This is a genomic window from Moorena producens PAL-8-15-08-1 (assembly GCF_001767235.1).
Classification (GTDB): Bacteria; Cyanobacteriota; Cyanobacteriia; order Cyanobacteriales; family Coleofasciculaceae; genus Moorena; species Moorena producens_A.
The window spans coordinates 3,619,714-3,638,292 of sequence record NZ_CP017599.1 but is presented as its reverse complement, the minus strand read 5'-3'; the positions used below and the strand labels follow the sequence as shown (position 1 = coordinate 3,638,292).

Here is an 18,579-nt window from a genome sequence, read left to right as displayed (position 1 = left end):
CCTTCAACCAACCTTAAACCTTCAACCAACATTCAACCTTCAACCAACATTCAACCTTCAACCAACATTCAACCTTCAACCAACCTTAAACCTTCAACCAACCTTAAACCTTCAACCAACCTTAAACCTTCAACCAACATTCAACCTTCAACAACATCCCAACAAAGCGGTGGGCTAATCATACCTTTTTCACTATATTTTGAACGCACTAAAAAGTTATAAACACGCAAATGGTAGTCATAGGTATAAGCCCGATTTGGTTCATAAACCCCAACATCAACAAAATACTTACCACTGTTTAAATCTAAGCGGGATAGATGGAGTTGGATTTTTCCTTTACCTTTAATACCTGGTACTGATACTCCCATGGTAGTTGTGTTAGTCTCAAGACAGATTTGACTATCTTCAGTACTAATCAGGACACTAAAAATTAGTCCATCAATTGCTTGAGGTGAAAAGTACTCAATGTCAATGGCTAAGGAATCACCACTATTAATCTCTAAGCTAGGTAACAGCAACACATCGGTAATTTCTACTTCTAGAGAGCCAAAGCGGTTTTGATTCATTCGCAGTTGTACACCAGACCTAGTCACTTGGGAGGATCCGTTGGGAGTGCGTTGCTGAGTTTGCGATCGCATTTGATTGACATACTGTGCTACTACCACTTTTGGCTCACCGTAAGCCATGATTTGTCCTTGTTGTAGCCACAAAGCGCGATCGCAAAGTTGCTCAATTTGTTCGCTACTGTGAGAAATTAGGACAATAGCACAGCCAGACTCTTTCAACTGCGCAATTCGTTCCAAGCACTTAGCCTGAAATCTCAAATCCCCAACGGACAGAAACTCATCAACTAGCATCACATCTGGGTCTGTGTGTACAGCCACCGAAAACGCCAGCCGCATCTGCATCCCTGTACTATAAGTGCGCACTGGATTATCGATAAACGGCTCAAGTTCAGCAAACGTCACGATTTCATCAAAACGTCGCCCCATCTCTTCACGAGTAAGACCTGCTACCACACCACTAACAAAAGCGTTTTCTCGCCCAGTCAAATCTGGATGGAAACCAGCTCCCAAATCCAGCAGCGCTCCAATGGAGCCATTAACCGTAACCTTCCCTTTATCCGGTTTTCCAACCCCACCAATCAAGCGCAACAGGGTTGATTTACCAGCCCCATTGTGACCGAGAATGCCCAGCATCTGGCCTGGGGAAACGGTGAAGGTAATATTCTGCAACGCCCAAAACCTTTCCGCTGCCATAATATGCCGAAAACCCGACAGCGCCGCCTCCATAATGGTAAACGGTCGGTCAGGATGATAGTAGTTAAAGCGTTTACCGAGTCCTTTAACAATAATTGCATCAACCATCTATAATTCCTCCACAAAGCGATCGCTCTGCCACCGGAAAATTTGAAGACCGATAGGTAAACATACTGACGTGACCAAAGCCATAACTAGTAGAGCTAGCCAATCCGGTGCTGTGCCTTTAATTAGTACAGTGCGATAGGCGTTAACCAGATGCACCATCGGGTTAAGGTAATACAAAAACTGATAATTTTTCGGTACATTAGTAATATCATAAAAAATCGGTGTCACATAAAAAAGCAGCTGTAAAAGTACACCGATAGTATGCTGGGTGTCGCGAAACGTTACATTAAGTCCAGCTAGTAGATAGGCTAAACTAATGGTAACGGCAAACTGGAGAGCTTGTAGGATGGGTAACAGTATAACTACTGGCTGTAACTGAACACCATCGATTAACAGAAAGATAACTAATACTGGCAGGGCTAAAATAAAGTGAATCAGACCTGTTGTTACCGTCACCACCGGTAAGATAGCGTTTGGAAAACCCGGTTGTCGGATCAGGGGGCGATTATGAATAATCACGCCAGTTGCTTGAAAAAGAGAGCTGTTAAACCATGTCCATACCAACAAACCAGAAAATGCAAATGAAGTATATTGAGGAATATCAACCGACAATACAAAACTGAAAACAAAGGTAAAAACAGCTAACTGAAGTAGTGGATTAAGCAGCATCCAAGCTACTCCTAAAGCTGACCTTTTGTAGAGTAGCTTCATCTCCCGATTAACTAGCTCTCGTAGCAAATCATAAAGATAATAAAACCGCCACTTAAACAACGGTTTAATTTGGAATTTTCGATTTTTTTTTGAAGACATTGGAGTAATATAGCATTTTAAAGCAGTTTTCAATTGGGTTATTTACTTTAGTCCTGGGTTTTAGGGAGCAGGGAGCAGGGAGCAGGGAGCAGGGAGCAGGGAGCAGGGAATAGAGAATAGTAGGAAATAGATATCATTATTTGATAATCTATTTTAAAATGCTATATTATTATTTATTTAGACTGTAATACAAAAGTCAATGAAAGCTTTACAGGGCTTTATTTAACCGATTGTGCCTTCAAGTTTTAGTTATAAAAAAAAATATTATAGCGTTTATCGCAGTTATGAAGTACGCTTATTAACCTCAAAGTCCCCCTTATTAAGGGGGATTTAGGGGGATCAATTTGTACCTTATGGGATATAGAATTGCTATAAAACATTGATGAAATAAAAGTTTCAGTCTTTGGCTGAGATTACACTGTTTTTCATAACTATGAGGTCCACAGGATTTTTTCACTCTTGCCTCTTGCCTCTTGCCTCTTGCCTTTTGCCTCTTGCCTCTTGCCTTTTGCCTACTCCCTACTCCCTACTCCCTACTCCCTACTCCCTACTCCCTGTTCCCATTGCTATACGACCTTCACGTTTAACCCGTAGATGAGATTGCCACAAAGACCAAACTCCAGCCAGATTACCTGTAATTTCCAACCAGATTAGGGAGATCGGATAATTGCTTGAACCTTTTAGCCGTTCAAAGATGCGCCATAAATGAGCAAGTGGCAATCCCAGCAATATTTGTACCAATCCTCGCCAATCTCCATCTTCTAGTAATGTGGTGAGATTGTAAGCAACATGACCTTTACTGTAGTTGTAAAGCTGACGACGTAGCTCTGCCATTTCAGTACGATGCTTATGCCACACATAAGCGTTTGGCTCATAGACCAGGGTGTAGCCAGCTTTAAGTACCTTATAAAATAAGTAAGTATCTTCACCAACTCCTGAAGGCATACCAGCACCGAGGACTTCGTTCATGAGGCCAATCTTGGGATGGCGAAAGATACTGCTACGAAAAGCAACATTAGCCGTTGCTCCTAAGGTCCAAGTTGGTACAGGCTGGTAGAAAAAGGATTCAAACCAATCTCCGTTAACCTCCAACCGTTCAAAGCCCCGTCCCAAGCCGCCATAATTTTCAAAACACTGCTCGGCTTTAGTTTCCAACTGTAGGGGCAAAACATTACCTGTGACAACCATCACATCCGGTCTAGCAAAGGGAGCGATTAGCTTTTCTAACCAATCTGGTAGTACAGTAACATCATCATCTATCGTAACCACGATATCCCCGGTACTAGCAACAAACCCAGCATTGCGAGCATAAGCTGATCCCTGACGGGATTCACTAACTAAAATAACATCAGGAAACTCAGCAACCACTGGTGGAGTCCAACCAGAAGCGGGATGATTATCAACTACAATAATTTCCAATTGTCGAGTAGACTCTTGGGCAACTAGGCTCGACAAACACTTCCGCAAATCTTGGGGTCGGTCATAGGTAGCGATGATAATAGAAACTGGTATAGTATTTGGTAAAGAGGTTAGTAAATCAGTCTCTTTATCCTTGGATTTATAGTGATTACTTAAGATAGATAGTGCTTGATTATGATAGTAATCGCTACTGAAGTTAACGTCTACTTGCAGCAGCTTATGACCAAACTGATTGACAATAACTTCAATTAAGCGATTCTTGCTAATCCCTCGATCAGGGTTAGCAATATCAACGCTACCTAAAAGGTGATCATGCCATTTCACAAAGACTCGTACTGATGAATACTCTTTTACATCAGTTAATGCCTGTAAAGGTTCCCGTAGATCGACAGTGCGCACTGCCATACCTGGATTGGTTTTAATCTTTGGTATTTCTTCCTTAGTCAGAGCAGGAAAGATAGGGTCAGAAAAAATCGGGTATGGATCACTATCTATATCAACTTCTGTTTCTCGTTCTTGGTTACCGAAAGATTGAGTAATCTCAGCAGCAGTGTGGCGAGCTTTGTGATAGCGAGTTAAACCAGTGAAGCAGCCTTTGAATTCAGCCAGAATTAAATCCCGTGGGAAGCGAGTGGGATTTTTGAAATCAAGACACAGACGTCTTAAATTCCAATAAACTATCCACCATAGCAAAAGCAAGAAGAAAGAAAGACACTCATCTGGATAGGCAAAGACGCTACGGATAGCGTAAGAAAACAGACCAATACTGTTATTAGTAATTTGCGTACGCAACTGAGCATAATTCCGTCGATGTCGATGGCGCACTATGGCGCTAGGCTCATAGACCAGAGTATGTCCTTCCTTAAGCACCCGGAAAAACATTTCTAAATCACCACCACCATTAGTGACAGTACCCACATCCAAGGCAGGGTCAAAGAAACCAATATCATCAAAGACTGAGCGGCGATAAGCCATGTTTGCCCCTGTACCGAATTCTCCAGTACCTAAGAGTCTCCAATGGATTTTGTTGCCTCGATTAACCTGATACCATTTACGCCTCATGCCTCGCCCGAAGCCACCATACATTTCAAACAGCACTTGTGTTTCGGTTTCCAATTCATAAGGCACAACTAACCCAGTCACTGCCATAACGTCAGGATGTTTAATAAACACTAGGGCTAAGGCTTTCACCCATCCTGAATCAACTACTACATCATCATCAGTATAGGCAATAATGTCTCCTTTAGCTTCAAGAACAGCTCTGTTCCTCGCCCAATCTAAACCTGGACGAGGTTCACAGATATAACGAATATTACCATAAGTTTCTAGCAGTTTTTTGGTGCTATCATTGGTGGGAGCATTATCAACAACTACAATATCTAAGTAAGGATAATCCAGTTGCTTGATAGCATCTAAACATAAAGCAAGATTACCAGTGCGATCGCGAGTACAAACCGCAACTGTTACTAACGGCAACTTGCCCTTATACTCCGGTGGTGGCACATCAAACAAATCCTCAAGACACAAGCTTTCCCGTCCGAGAGGTAAGGATAATCCATTGTACAAAAGACGATTGATAATCGTCTCGCTATGGTCTTCCAGAATACGTTTACTTAAGGTTTGTGCTGTGCAGTGACCATTAGTAATCGGTGCTTTAACATATCCAATTGGCGCACCATGGAAGCGAAGCAGTCCTTGCACTGCCATATAACCATCCAAACCATCAAGAGTAGTCAGGGGGCGGCTCAACTCAATGTCTACTACTTTGATTGGATAAAGCATAATCGAAAATCTTTTATATCATCAGCAGTGAACGGTGTAATAAATTTCCAAGCAAGAGCTTGAAATATAGACTACCTCGGCGTTTATTTAAATCCGCATAACTGACTGATAAACCCGGTTTATTAACATAATTATCAGATTTAAGCTTAGTGATCATTCTAAATACGCTTTTAATGAACAAGATATACAACCCATAGCGAAAAATAGGCGTAATAAAATCCGCTTTCAAAGCTTGAGATAGCCAAAATAATGTACTGCGATCGCTACTACACTGACTACTTTGTCGTGCCAAATACATATAAAAACTACTCTTAGACAATCGATAAAGTGCTGCTGGAATCTCTGGATGCCTTTGTTGAACGTCACGTAGCATCAAACTATGAGACTTAGCCATTTGGCTGTAGTCGCGAGACATACTACTAACAATCTTGCGATAGCCAATCATAAATTCCGGGACAACAGCAAATTCATAATGTTCTGCAATTCGCAGATAGAGCTCCCAATCCTCACACCCCTGAGCCTGTTGTGCTTTCAATTGACAGTTGTAGCCACCGACGGTTTCAAAACAACAGGCGCGAATCACAGATGCACTAGCATTGCCTAAAAAGTTATGACATACCAGAGTTTTATAAACCTTTCCTTCTATAGTTGAAGCACGGAAATCTCCAGTCAGTGAATTTTCGGCATCAATATCCACCGACCAAGCATAAACCAACCCTACCGCTGGATCTGTTGCCAAGAAGCGTTTAACTTGCTTTTCTAAATTTTGCGGATACCAAATATCATCAGCATCCAGGGGAGCAATATAATCTCCCTTCGCGTTTTTAATCCCTAAATTACGAGCAGCAGCCACCCCTAAATTTGGTTGTTGTAGTAAAATAACACGCTGATCGTCCTCAGCAATAGATTGAACAATCTCAGCTGTGCGGTCTTGAGAACCGTCATCTACCACTATCACTTCCAGATTTTTATAGGTCTGAGAAAGAACAGACTGTAATGTGATTTCAATAAACTGCTCTGTATTATAGGCAGGGATAATCACTGAAACTAGTGGTAAGCTATCAACTGTTTTAACAACCGACATTTGATGATTTAAATTTTATATCTATACTTTTCACAGGGATAAACTGAGTTTTTAATTTAGCTATCAGCATTTAGCTATAGCGTTTCTAGGATTTATGAGGTACGCTTTTCCACCTCAAAGTCCCCCTTGATAAGGGGGATTTAGGGGGATCCATTTGTACCTCATGGCATAGAGAATTGCTATATATCAAATGGGCTGACTTCCGCTGACTGCTGATAGCGGATGCCTGACTGCTCAACCTGTAGACACAACCTCTATTACAAGTACAGAGTTACTCAGTCAATTCAGGACTTTTTGAAAATAAAATCTCTATTGGTGATTATTCGGTAGTTTTGTTAAAGCCAATCAACGAGTTAGTTAAATTTATTATAAACTGATTTTTTTTTCTAAGCTAATGTTATACTATTTGAGGGTATTATTGAGATGCAGAGTAACGATTTAATCTCAAAATCTCAATCAGTAATTGAAGGTAAATTCTCTAAAGAATGATTGACTCTGCTAGACTCACTATCTCCGTCATCATCCCCGTATACAACGGAGGCGAAGACTTTCACCAATGTCTTGCCAGACTATCTCAAGCTCAACCCCCTCCCGATCAAGTGATTGTAGTAGCTGATGGCGATACTGATGGCTCATGGCGTATAGCCCAAGATTTTGGAGCCACGGTAATTCGATTGCCCACAGCAGGGGGTCCGGCTAAAGCCCGAAACCTGGGAGCGAAAGCAGCACAGAGCGATATCCTGTTCTTTATAGATGCTGATGTAGCAATCTATCCGGATACTATTGGTCAAGTGGTGAAAATCTTTAACAATGAACCTAATTTAACCGCTTTAATTGGTTCTTATGACGATGCTCCCGGTGCTGCTAATTTCCTTTCCCAGTACAAAAATTTACTCCACCACTACACTCACCAAACTGCATCTGAACAAGCATCTACCTTTTGGGGTGCCTGTGGCGCAATCCGTCGTGACATCTTTCTTGCCATGGGTGGCTTTGAGGAAAATTATCGTCAACCCTGTATTGAAGACATTGAGTTAGGCTATCGACTCAAGGAAAAAGGTTACAGGATTAAGCTGTGTAAGACTCTACGGGTGAAACATCTCAAGCGCTGGGGGATAATTTCTCTGCTTAGAGCTGACTTTTTCTACCGCGCCTTGCCCTGGACTGCCATAATTCTCAAGGTTCGCGACGCAAGTCCAGAAAACTGTCGTGAGTTTATCAGTGACTTGAACCTAAAACTGTCTAGTCGTATTAGTGTGGTGTTGGTCTATGCTCTACTAGGTGCTTTAGTTACAGCTTATTGGTGGTCTAGTGCTCTGATTGCTATTGCTACCTGTGTGTTTAGTCTCGCCCTGCTAGTACTCAACAGACCTGTCTACCAATTCTTTTATCAAAAGCGTGGTCTACTATTCACTATACGAACCGTTCCATGGCACTGGCTGTATTACTTTTACAGCGGACTTGCGTTTGCCATTGGTATAGTTCGTCATTGGTTTAAAAAGTACCTAAAACCTCTGATAGACTTGCCTAATATATCAGGTTTTAATCATTATTGAAGCCTAATTATAATAGCAATTTAATACTTTTGAGGTACAAATATTTAGGTTTTAGGGAGCAGGGAGCAAGGAGCAGGTAAGAGAGAAGAGGCAAGGGGAGCATGTCACCTTTGTAATTAGGTAAATAGATCCCCCCTAGCCCCCCTTAAAAAAGGGGGGAATTAGATTCAAAAGTCCCCCTTATTAAGGGGGATTTAGGGGGATCTAAATCAGGGATTAACAAAATTGACATGCTCCCAGAGGCAATAGCAAATAGTCAATTATGTGTACCTCATGAGTCCTATAAACGCTATATTACTGAATTTAATTTAAAAATTTGAACCATAACAGTTTATCATAACTGTTTTAATTTTAGGGTTAACCTAGAATTGCCATCGCTATGGAATAAAAATCGATATTCTCCTACTAAGCACTCACCACTAAGTACCTGGACAAAAATAAACCTCACTTCTTGATGCAAAGCGCGAGTGGGGGAAACCACGCCAGTTGCTCATGGGGGGAACCACGGCAGTCGCTCATGGGGGAAACCACGGCAGTCGCTCATGGGGGGGACCCCCAAGACCGCGCTGCCTCCCCAAGACCGCGCTGCCTCCCCAAGACCGCACTGGCTCCCCAAGACCGCGCTGCATCGCTTTATTAACTTGTGTAAAGTTGCCAAAAGTCCGTCTGCTCCCTGCTCCCTGCTCCCTGCTCCCTGCTCCCTATTTCAACAGTTAATTTTACTTTTGTCCGACTACTTAACTCACTCACCACTGACGCACTATTTTTAATCAATGGAACATTATCCCGTAGTGATTACAGGGGCAGGACCGGCTGGTCTTACTGCTGCCTATGACCTGGTTAAACAAGGCATTAAACCTATCGTTTTAGAAAAATCCAATAAAGTCGGTGGTATTGCTCGCACCGAAGTCTACAAAGGCTATCGCTTCGATATTGGTGGTCATCGCTTCTATACCAAAGTAGAAGCAGCGCATCAACGTTGGCAAGAGGTTTTAGGGGAAGATTTTATCAAAGTTCCCCGCATGTCACGCATTTATTACCAGGGTAAATTCTACGACTATCCCCTCTCAATCTTTAACACCCTATCGAATCTAGGCATCATTAACAGTCTGATTATTTTGCTCAGCTACTTCAAGGCAAAAATCAAGGCAAAATTGCGACCTTGGCATGAACCTGAAACCTTTGAAGAGTGGGTAAGCGATCGCTTTGGTCGTCGTTTATACAGAATCTTTTTTAAAACGTATACGGAGAAAGTTTGGGGCATACCCTGCGATAAAATTCAAGCAGAATGGGCAGCACAGCGTATTCAAAAATTATCTCTAAAACGAGCAATTATCAATGCTTTGTTCGGAAGTCAAAATAGCAAAAGCTTGATTAAGGAATTTGATTACCCCATACTTGGACCAGGGATGATGTGGGAAAAATTTCAGCAAGCAGTAGATAATCAAGGTGGTCAGGTAAGACTGAATACTGTAGTCACTAGTATTCAACGAGATGGTAATCATATCAAAAGCATTACTGCTTTGCAGGATGAAAAAACTATCAGTATCTCTGGAGACAATTTTATCTCTAGTATGCCAGTGACAGCACTGGTTAAAAAACTCGATCCACCTCCCCCACCAGCGGTAATCGAAGCAGCAAAATCCCTATCTTATCGAGCTTTTATTATTGTCGCACTGATTATTGATGCTAAAGATTTATTTCCTGATCAGTGGATTTATATCCATAGTCCAGAGGTGAAAGTGGGTCGCATCCAAAACTTTAAGAATTGGAGTCCAAAAATGGTATCGGATCCTAGCAAGACCTGTCTGGGTTTAGAATACTTCTGTAATGAGGGAGATGAAATATGGAATCTATCTGAGACCAAATTGCTGGATTTAGCTACCCGTGAATTGGCGAGTTTAGGTCTGGCTGATGCCAAGGCTGTAGAAGATGGTACTGTGTTGCGCCAACCTAAAGCTTACCCAGTTTACGACCGTGATTATCGTCAGCATTTACAAGTGATTCAAGATTTTTTAGCAGACTTTGATAACCTACAAACCATTGGACGTAATGGGATGCATCGCTACAACAATCAAGACCATTCGATGTTAACAGGAATGCTAGCAGTTAAGAATTTACTGGGGGAAAACCATGATCTGTGGCAGGTAAATACTGAACGGTCTTACTATGAAGAATTTACCACAGAAGAGTTAAAGCAAAAACAGGATTCAGTAGAAGACTCAGTTTTTCAGCCTGTATAGGCTATATAGCAATTATACGACTTGTGAGGTACAAATATCTGGGTTTTAGGGAGCAGGGAGCAGGGAGCAGGGAGCAGGTAAGAGAAACCCACCCCTAGGGCCTGTTTTCAAACTCGGAGATCCCCCTAAATCCCCCTTAAAAAAGGGGGACTTTGAGTATGGCTCCCCCCTTTTTTAAGGGGGGCTGGGGGGGATCATAATCTTGCGGAAAACTTTGAAAACACGCCCTAACCCCTCCCAGGAGGGGAAGGCAAGAGTCAATAGTCAAACAGTTATGTGTACCTCATGAGTCCTAGAAACGCTATAGCGTTTGTATTTGAGATGTAAACCTGTATGGTCTTTTTTTTACTGTCCAATAAAACTGAGGATCTCTTTCCCCTTTTGCCTCTTGCCGTCTTGATGCAAAGCGCGAGTGGGGGAAACCACGCCAGTTGCTCATGGGGGAGACCCCCAAGACCGCACTGGCTCCCCAAGACCGCGCTGCATCGCTCTTGCCTCTTGCCTTTTTCGGCAATTCGTGTGTTTACAACCCAGATACAAATGCTATATAGGCATGTTCTACTTCATCACGACTTGGAATTTTCTACTTATTCCTTGCTACTTGATCGGAACTGCTGTACTGAATGTACTCCAAGCGGATTCCTTTAAACGAGTTAGCGATCGCATTATTGCAGCAGTGTGGTTGGGCATCGTTGTGCTGTCCATTGCACTGCTAGCAACCTCCTTAGTATTTCCCCTCAATTCCTGGGTAGGCTGGTGTACCGCTGCTAGTCTGAGTTTATTGTCTCTGACATCACAACCTACCCGGGATGAAATTACTAATCTATTTTTCATGGTGTTTCCCAACTTAGCTTTGGGATTGTTGACCTTAGAATTTGGTGTCGCAGCATTCACCAGCCGACAAGTCACTTGGCTTGACACAGGTCTCTATCACTATGGAGCGATCCGATGGTTGTCTGAGTATGGAGCAGTGCCAGGTATCGCCCTGCTTCTTCAGCAGCTTGGTTTTACCTCATCGTGGTTTGCTCTCGCTGCTCCGTTTAACCCTCCAATTTTCGATGCTCAAGTTAGTGCCATCACCAATGGCTTTGCCTTTCTTCTCGCAATAGTACACTTTCTGATTGCTCTCGCTCAACTATTTACCAATCAAGCACAGCTCAGTGACTGGTTTATCGTCATCTGCTCATTAATTCTACTCCCTCTCCTAGCTCTATCCAGTTTAATGTCAGATATTCTGGTATCTCCATCACCAGATATCCCAGTAATTTTGCTGACCGTAATCATCGCTTGGGCAATGTTAATCATTGCTCACCATCGCTCATCATCCGTAACTCAGGATGAAAATTATAGTTTTAAAAATAAATTTAATAATAAATTTTACGATCAATTTATCCCACTAATTTTAGCAGCTGGAGCTGTAACTATAAAGCTTACTTGTCTACCTATATTATTAATATCAGTTATTTTTTATAGTGTTTTCAGTAGGTTTTGTATAAAACGACTAGTGATAGGTGCTGTCATCACTAGTTTACTCTTATCACCCATGTTCGCTGTCAATATCGTCACCTCTGGTTGCCCACTTTTTCCATCATCATTCTTATGTCTGGATTTACCTTGGTCTTGGACAGCAGAAGAAGCTAAAGCAGTTGCTGAGAACACTCAAGTTTGGGGAATTTGGTTTGACTCAGCTCCACCAAATATTCCTCCCTGGCTTTGGTTATTTGGGATTTGGTTGATTAATAGTACTCTAAATCAAATCGCTACTGTAATAATTTTAATTTCAATTTTCTTAACTATCTCTATTCTCAGAACATCAATCAATCATCGCCTCTGGAGTTTGATGTGGGTATTAGGATTAGCTATTTCGGGAACGGTATTTCTGATGCTCTATGCTCCCGTAATCAGATTTGGAATAGGATATATAATTCTTATCCCTGGTTTATATATTACTATGTTTTGTAATCAAAAATTTGGAAATTTAATTTTACTGCTTACAAAAAAAATACAGGCATCAAAGTTATGGATAGTTACTCCAGTTTTTAGGATAATTAGTTATTTAGCATTAGCGGTTATCACCTTAGCTATTATTCTAAATCAAAAAATTTACTATCGACTGATTCTTCCTCCCCAAATGATGAGGTCAGATTTAGTAAAAAAACAAGTCAATGGTATTAATTATTTTTCTCCACCAGATATCTCTCCAGAAGAGCATGAGCTATGCTGGTCTGCTAAACTACCTTGTGCATTTGAACTAGAAGATAATATCCAACTTCGCGATCCAAACCTTGGTATTAAAGGTGGTTTTATAAAAGTAAAAAGGGAACAGGGAGTAGGGAGTAGGGAGTAGGGAATAGGGAGTAGGGAATAGGGAATAGGGAATAGGGAATAGGGAATAGGGAATAGGGAATAGGGAACAGGGAATATAGAATAGGGAGTAGCGATTAGGCAGGGCTGTTTCATTCTCATCAATAAATTGTCAATTCAATCCCGTGAAAGGGAGGTGAGGTAATAGGGAGAGGTTTTATTAATCAAAATTACCCCTATAGCAATCCTAAATCATTTGTAAAATCAGCAAAATCTGTAATCGTTGCTAGGCAAGGGTTATAGCGATTTGGCGTTCGCGCAGCGTGGCCTACGGCGACAGCCGACGCTATCGCGAACGCTTGAACCAATATATTTCACGAATCATATAGGACTGCTATATGTGGAAAATCCATTGTCAACAAGCACAATCAGGCCGGGTTTATTAAGAACTATTAGTATTTTATTGACAATATACATTTACCCTGTATTAGGTAATTAGAGTGACAAAGTAAGCGTAGTCGATCGCTTTTAGCGGCTCCTAGGTCGCATCGCGTAGCGTGACCAAAGGTCAATCCCGGGTGCTAGTGCATAAACAGCTCACAGAACATAGGGTATATAATATGAACCTTCGAGTATTGATTGCAGCGGAACATGCATCTGCAAAGTTTGGTGGTGAAGCAGCTCTTCCATTACATTACTATCGAATTTTGCGCCAACGAGGGATTCCTACCTGGTTAGTCGTACACGAACGCACTCGTGCAGAATTAGAGGCATTATTTCCCCAAGATCAACATATTGCTTATGTTCCTGACACCATTTGGCATCGTATGTTGTGGCAGTTAGGTCATCTGCTGCCTACCCGTTTATCCTACTTTACGCTAGGGCTGGTTATGCGTCTTTTGACCCAGCTGACCCAGCGACAAATCATTCGCCGTATTGTTAAGCAGGAGCAGATCAATATAATTCATCAACCGATTCCAGTATCCCCCAAAGAACCATCTATGCTGTTTGGAATGGGTGTACCGATAATTATTGGTCCTATGAATGGTGGTATGGACTATCCTCCAGGTTTTCATAAACTCCAAAAGAAAACTGTAAACTTTACCATATTTTTGGTACGGAAGTTTTCGAATATTATAAACCAATTGATACCTGGAAAGAAACAGGCAGCATTACTCATAGTGGCAAATGATCGAACCCGAGAAGCACTACCTCAAGTCGCCTGTAAACAAGTAATTTAAATAGTAGAAAACGGTGTAGATTTATCTATATTTAAACCTCTGAAATCTGCGTCCACAAGCCTACCGATAAAAACATTTTATGTTTTTATCGGTAGGCTTGTGGACTGGAAAGGCGTTGATTTATTGCTGCTTTCATTTAAAAAAGCATCCCTAAACTTTCCGATTAGCTTAACTATTATTGGTGATGGTACAGAGCGGTATCAATTAGAGAAACAAGCACAAGAACTCAATATTTTATCCACAACTATCCACAATACTGGTAAAGTATTTTTTGCTGGTTGGCTTTCTCAGGAAAAGTGTTCAGAGCAATTACAGCAGTCTGATGTATTTGTTTTACCGAGTCTTTTAGAGTGTGGTGGTGCAGTGGTGCTTGAGGCAATGGCAAAGGGACTTCCAGTGATTGCCAGTAATTGGGGAGGCCCAGCAGATTATCTCGATACTTCTTGTGGAATTCTTGTAGAACCCTCCTCTCGTGAGGAGTTTATTGATAGTCTTGCCAATGCAATGCTGACGCTAGCCCACTCACCCCAAAAACGCCAAGATATGGGAAGAATGGGCCAAAAGAAAGTTATGCAACATTTTGATTGGGAAGTTAAGGTAGATCACATGATAAAGATCTATCACAAGGTGATTGCTGACCACCTAGCCAGCTCTAAGATACAGTCCTGACTGCCTGACACAAGTAGTTCAAACCCAATCTGTCCTTGAATAAGATTAGCTAAAATCTTCACGAAGTTCCTCTTATGCCTTGACCCTAACGAATAACGTCATAGGTGCATCGGATTTTTGTAATTCTTAAAAATCGGTATTATCTTGGAAAGATGAGTAGTTTGCTCATCCCTATTACTACTGCCTAATTTCGGCAGTAATTCAACGGCAAAGCTGATATTATCTCTTTTTCTAATAGATATTGAAGTGCTTCAATAACTCGGTAGGCAGAAACTTGGTGATGTGTTTCGCTGAGGAATTTGGAAACTACATCACTTGCGATGTTGCCAGAGGTACAGAAATTACAGAGCAAGCGTAAATCCTTAGCCGGTAGGTACATGGTCAATCCCTTTAAGGTTTTGGTAATTTGAGGTGATTCTTGAAAAAGAAGGGGTTGTGAGGGCGCAAGAGTAATACCACCTCTTCTACTTTTCCAGAAAGGGGAATTAGACCAACGAGTTTCCATAGCATAGTATTTGCGCCGGTCTTCTAAATACAATTCAAACTGGTGAAGGGCTTGAGATTCGTAGGTGCTCAAAGCTTGAGAATTACCTTTGAAATAATTTGCGATCGCATCAGCTGCTTTAATTCCCGACTCCAACGCCTTGTGAATACCAGCCGACGATAGGGGATCTAGGGTACAAGCTGCATCCCCAACAGCTAGCCAGCCATCACCAGTGATCTGATCTAAATACTGAGAATAGGCTGGCTTAATCAAAAGCCTGGATTGAGAAGAAGCGTTAGCACTTAACTCCTGCACGTACTGAGTTTTCTGGAGATATGCTGTCCAATTGGGCAATTGCAGGAGTCCGTATTGCTGCAGCAGTTTGCGATCGCTCATTAAGCTAACAATTACCCGCTGATTGGGTAGACGAGCAGCATACCACCAACACAATTCTGTACCTCACCCAATTGAAAACCGCTATCAATCATTATGATCAACAACACCAATATCCTCATTCCAAAGTTTAGAGTTATTCATAATAAAGTCTTGCATTAATTGATAGCAACTATCGTCGTTTAAAACCTCAACAATCACACCTCTAGAACGGAGTAATTCTTCTTCACCTAAGAAAGTTTTGTTTTCCCAAATCACAACATGAGGGATCTTGTACAACAAAATCGCGCCAGTACACATACTACATGGTGACAATGTAGTGTACAAAACGACATCTTGATAAAAAGAAGCAGGTTGAGAGCCAACATGCTCAAGAGCATCCATCTCGCCATGAAGGATTGCACTACCTTTTTGGACTCTTCTGTTGTGTCCACACCCTACAATTTTACCGCCCTTAACCACAACTGAACCGATAGGTATTCCTCCCTCCTGTAAACCTATCTGAGCTTCTTTAAATGCTGCTAGCAAAAACTGATTCACAATTGCACCTCATCACTTTGACCTACTGCATCTTGCCTAAATCTATCAAGATTAAATTCTCCCGTTCCCGTAGCGTGGCCATAGCCCTGCATAGGTTTATTTTAAGCTGACTGCTGACTGCTGACTGCTGACTGCTGACTGCTTACCTAGTTCTTAGAGGAACAATGGAAAAAAATTCTGTATAACTCATTACTATTAAAACCGCTATACCTATAACACCTATAAGTAGAATAACCCCTTATACATTAATTAAGTATTTATTATATAAAGTTGGATGACAAGTCAAAAAAAATTGGCATTTATTTTATGATATTAGCGGTGGAAATCATTGAACTATGTCAAGTTTTATGTCAATAAGCTGTGCTATAAATAAGCTGTGTTTTAATAGTGAAGAAAGTTAACTAGGAAGATTAGGAAATCTAGAGAACACCGACGAAGGAAAACACGGGCTTAGAGAACGACTGGCAATCTGAAATGTTGATGTAACCTCTCCTCTAGGATTAGGAGAGTCAAGGGAACCAAAGCGTAAGGGTGCAGTGTCTAACATTTGAGTGAGGGAATTATAAGCCTTATGGGTTGGGCTCAATGTGCGCGATTAATACAGAATCCGGGTTCTTCCAGACTAAAGCATCACAAGGAATGCCTAACCATCCCACCAGCCCTCATCCTGCCAAAATAATTTATAGCAACATACTACAAAATCTGACATGAATTTATATATATATTACATTTTAAAGTATCAAACGTGCTTTATTAAATTCACCTTAAAATCAGTTTAAAAAGAAAACTAAATGTTGAAACCCGAGCACGATGAGGTATTATATTTAACAGGCAATTGTGGGTGGCTATTTTTGGTATGACTATTTCCTTGTATGAGACGGTAAATCCTCTAATCGCTATGGTGGATGACGCCCAGTTGAGGCAGTCATTGACTCAAGCTTTCTGTGAAGCAACGGAGGCAGTAAGCAAGATTGATAATTTCTTTGCACTGGTTCCTACCCATCGTTGGTCTAAGTCATTTCTGGCTCATTTCTTTAACTCCTGGAAGGCGACTCACCTTAAGATGTTGGCGATCTATGGTCTATCTTGTCGCTTACAACGGCTGGCTTTCGCAAATTCCTCTTCAGATCGCGAACAGTTATTCATGGCGGGAGCCTTCAACGCTGAGACCAGTTATGAAGACCTCGGTTTAGACTATGGCGGTCAAACCCATGCTCAGCTGTATCACCGCTTTGCGGGGGGGTTTTTGGATGACGATTCCTGGCAATTAGAGCAGTATTGCTTACCGAAAGCCAGAGAGTTTAAACAATGGATTTATCAGAATATGGTGGTGAATGATATTCCCAAGGGACTCTTCACCAATATGTTTTCTGAGATCTATAATCACGGTGAGTATAGCATCGCTCTTTCGGCTTTTAGTGATCTGATAGATCGTCATTACTCCTTCTCGGCTGCCGAAAAAGAGCAAGCCCTGACCTATATCCACGCCCATGTGGCTGATGAGACGGAAGTGGATCACTTTTTGGTAGTGGTCAAAGCCTTGAATGCTTATTGTCAAGGGACAAACACATCCATTGATTACCAACAGGCTCAGAACTTGTTTGTGGAATATCTGACTCGTTTAGGTGGTGTAATGGTAGACTTAACTAACATGATGAGTCAAGAAAATCATGCAAACGAACCCCTCATCTGCGCCTCTTAACCCCCAGCATCAGTACGATTTTGAAACAGCTCAACAAGCCCTGACCGCGATCCCAGCCTATCGACGAAGATTAGCTGACATTGCTAAGGTTCACTTGGACTTGGGAGAAGTGATTGCCGATCAAGACTATCCCACAGAGGTGATGGTACTCCGGCCTCAGCACACAAAAGTTCCCCCCTTACTCTTAATTGGAGGGATGGGTCCTTGGGCAGGGGTGGCTGGATTTGAGCAAGCCTGTGAAATATTTCACGATACGAGAGAAATTGTGTTATTACAGGCATGTGCCCTGCCTAATCGAACAGCAGTCATGGCCGAAAAAAGGCAAGCTGGCAGCAAAACCTTGGCCAAAACCTTGGCCGAAGAGGAGTTAGTGGCGATGCTAGAGATGGCAATTCGAGTGGGGGTTGCACAAATTTCCACGGGCCATACTTCCATCCAAGTCATTGTTCTCTGTAATGCTGCCCATTACTTCCTTCCTTTTGCGTGGCAGCGGCTGCTGAACAATCATCCCCAAATGGCGATTAAACTCCAGTGGATTTCGTTAATTGAATCTGTGGTAGATTATCTGAGAAATCACCATTGGCGGCGACCGTTACTCCTATGCACCAGTGCGACCCGATGGGGACAGGTCTACGCCGATTCCCTTCAGGCCAATGGCATTGACCTGATCGAACCAAGTGATGCTTTGCAGTCAACGCTGATGGACTGCATTTATCAGGGGGTAAAAGCATCTAATCGTGATTTGACCTGTGAATTAGGGGAACGCTTCTTTGTGGAGCTGCTCAAAACCCAACCTGACCCGGACTGTATCATCGCAGGCTGTAGCGAAATTCCCTGTTTGCTGGAGTGGCTACAAGGAACAAGTAAAGGGGCAGTGCAGCAGTTTTTGTCGGCGATTGAGGTGATTAATCCGGTTCAACTGGCTTTGAACCATGCCGCTGAAACCCTTCAGCCGATGGCAGCCATGGAACTGAGCATCTAACGA

15 protein-coding genes are annotated in these 18,579 nt (G+C 42.0%); 9 read left to right on the top strand and 6 right to left on the bottom strand.

Going from position 1 to position 18,579, the window contains the following annotated elements:
• Positions 1-140 precede the first annotated feature (140 nt).
• Positions 141-1,367 carry an ABC transporter ATP-binding protein gene (locus BJP34_RS13555; RefSeq protein WP_070392805.1) on the bottom strand — a complete coding sequence of 409 codons (1,227 nt, stop codon included), beginning with the start codon at positions 1,365-1,367 and terminating at the stop codon, positions 141-143.
• Positions 1,368-2,177 (bottom strand): ABC transporter permease, encoded by an 810-nt coding sequence (locus BJP34_RS13550; RefSeq protein ID WP_083305156.1) that lies wholly within the window; start codon positions 2,175-2,177, stop codon positions 1,368-1,370.
• A 433-nt stretch (positions 2,178-2,610) separates the two neighbouring features.
• Between BJP34_RS13550 and BJP34_RS43205 the strand changes: the two genes are divergently transcribed.
• Positions 2,611-2,775 (top strand): hypothetical protein, encoded by a 165-nt coding sequence (locus tag BJP34_RS43205; protein ID WP_158517195.1) that lies wholly within the window; start codon positions 2,611-2,613, stop codon positions 2,773-2,775.
• Here the strand turns inward: BJP34_RS43205 and BJP34_RS13545 are convergent.
• Complete coding sequence (locus BJP34_RS13545; protein ID WP_070392804.1) at positions 2,718-5,378, bottom strand: glycosyltransferase; 2,661 nt, start codon at positions 5,376-5,378, stop codon at positions 2,718-2,720. The two genes, BJP34_RS43205 and BJP34_RS13545, sit on opposite strands and share 58 nt — an antisense overlap.
• A 13-nt stretch (positions 5,379-5,391) precedes the next feature.
• Entirely contained in the window at positions 5,392-6,462 is a 1,071-nt protein-coding gene (locus BJP34_RS13540; RefSeq protein ID WP_070392803.1) for a glycosyltransferase family 2 protein, read from the bottom strand.
• Positions 6,463-6,947: 485 nt separating this feature from the next.
• On the opposite strand from BJP34_RS13540, the gene BJP34_RS13535 reads away from it, so the two are divergent.
• The 6 genes from BJP34_RS13535 (at position 6,948) to BJP34_RS47415 (ending at position 14,475) form a co-directional block, all read left to right on the top strand.
• The gene (locus tag BJP34_RS13535; RefSeq protein ID WP_070392802.1) at positions 6,948-8,018 is read left to right on the top strand and encodes a glycosyltransferase family 2 protein; all 1,071 of its coding nucleotides are present in this window, start codon (positions 6,948-6,950) and stop codon (positions 8,016-8,018) included.
• 492 nt (positions 8,019-8,510) lie between these two features.
• A complete protein-coding gene (locus BJP34_RS47425; RefSeq protein WP_229424352.1) occupies positions 8,511-8,735 on the top strand; it encodes a hypothetical protein in 225 nt (74 codons plus the stop codon).
• Positions 8,736-8,791: 56 nt separating this feature from the next.
• Positions 8,792-10,261, top strand: coding sequence for an NAD(P)/FAD-dependent oxidoreductase (locus BJP34_RS13530; protein WP_070392801.1), 1,470 nt, complete (start codon positions 8,792-8,794; stop codon positions 10,259-10,261).
• A gap of 412 nt (positions 10,262-10,673) precedes the next feature.
• Complete coding sequence (locus tag BJP34_RS13525; protein ID WP_158517194.1) at positions 10,674-12,608, top strand: LIC_10190 family membrane protein; 1,935 nt, start codon at positions 10,674-10,676, stop codon at positions 12,606-12,608.
• A gap of 577 nt (positions 12,609-13,185) precedes the next feature.
• Entirely contained in the window at positions 13,186-13,806 is a 621-nt protein-coding gene (locus tag BJP34_RS47420) for a hypothetical protein (RefSeq protein WP_229424351.1), read from the top strand.
• Positions 13,807-14,475 carry a glycosyltransferase family 4 protein gene (locus BJP34_RS47415; RefSeq protein ID WP_324611085.1) on the top strand — a complete coding sequence of 223 codons (669 nt, stop codon included), beginning with the start codon at positions 13,807-13,809 and terminating at the stop codon, positions 14,473-14,475.
• Between the two features lie 184 nt (positions 14,476-14,659).
• Here BJP34_RS47415 and BJP34_RS13515 read toward each other — a convergent pair whose 3' ends face one another.
• Positions 14,660-15,409 (bottom strand): tryptophan 7-halogenase, encoded by a 750-nt coding sequence (locus tag BJP34_RS13515; protein ID WP_149030963.1) that lies wholly within the window; start codon positions 15,407-15,409, stop codon positions 14,660-14,662.
• A 30-nt stretch (positions 15,410-15,439) separates the two neighbouring features.
• Entirely contained in the window at positions 15,440-15,892 is a 453-nt protein-coding gene (locus BJP34_RS13510) for a nucleoside deaminase (protein ID WP_070392798.1), read from the bottom strand.
• Positions 15,893-16,748: 856 nt separating this feature from the next.
• On the opposite strand from BJP34_RS13510, the gene BJP34_RS13505 reads away from it, so the two are divergent.
• Both BJP34_RS13505 and BJP34_RS13500 read left to right on the top strand, forming a co-directional pair.
• Positions 16,749-17,594: a hypothetical protein gene (locus BJP34_RS13505; protein ID WP_149030962.1), complete on the top strand. Its 846-nt coding sequence runs from the start codon at positions 16,749-16,751 to the stop codon at positions 17,592-17,594.
• On the top strand, positions 17,563-18,576 hold the full coding sequence (locus tag BJP34_RS13500; RefSeq protein ID WP_070392796.1) for an aspartate/glutamate racemase family protein: 1,014 nt from the start codon (positions 17,563-17,565) through the stop codon (positions 18,574-18,576). The genes BJP34_RS13505 and BJP34_RS13500 overlap by 32 nt, the downstream gene beginning before the upstream one ends.
• Positions 18,577-18,579 lie beyond the last annotated feature (3 nt).

Excerpts from the sequence above, each read along its gene's own strand:
- BJP34_RS13535 (WP_070392802.1), top strand. The coding sequence starts at position 6,948 with ATGATTGACTCTGCTAGACTCACTATCTCCGTCATCATCCCCGTATAC.
- BJP34_RS13505 (WP_149030962.1), top strand. The coding sequence starts at position 16,749 with ATGACTATTTCCTTGTATGAGACGGTAAATCCTCTAATCGCTATGGTG.
- BJP34_RS13540 (WP_070392803.1), bottom strand. The coding sequence starts at position 6,462 with ATGTCGGTTGTTAAAACAGTTGATAGCTTACCACTAGTTTCAGTGATT.
- BJP34_RS13530 (WP_070392801.1), top strand. The coding sequence starts at position 8,792 with ATGGAACATTATCCCGTAGTGATTACAGGGGCAGGACCGGCTGGTCTT.
- BJP34_RS47420 (WP_229424351.1), top strand. The coding sequence starts at position 13,186 with ATGAACCTTCGAGTATTGATTGCAGCGGAACATGCATCTGCAAAGTTT.
- BJP34_RS13550 (WP_083305156.1), bottom strand. The coding sequence starts at position 2,177 with ATGTCTTCAAAAAAAAATCGAAAATTCCAAATTAAACCGTTGTTTAAG.
- BJP34_RS43205 (WP_158517195.1), top strand. The coding sequence starts at position 2,611 with ATGAGGTCCACAGGATTTTTTCACTCTTGCCTCTTGCCTCTTGCCTCT.
- BJP34_RS13500 (WP_070392796.1), top strand. The coding sequence starts at position 17,563 with ATGCAAACGAACCCCTCATCTGCGCCTCTTAACCCCCAGCATCAGTAC.
- BJP34_RS13555 (WP_070392805.1), bottom strand. The coding sequence starts at position 1,367 with ATGGTTGATGCAATTATTGTTAAAGGACTCGGTAAACGCTTTAACTAC.
- BJP34_RS47425 (WP_229424352.1), top strand. The coding sequence starts at position 8,511 with ATGGGGGGAACCACGGCAGTCGCTCATGGGGGAAACCACGGCAGTCGC.
- BJP34_RS13545 (WP_070392804.1), bottom strand. The coding sequence starts at position 5,378 with ATGCTTTATCCAATCAAAGTAGTAGACATTGAGTTGAGCCGCCCCCTG.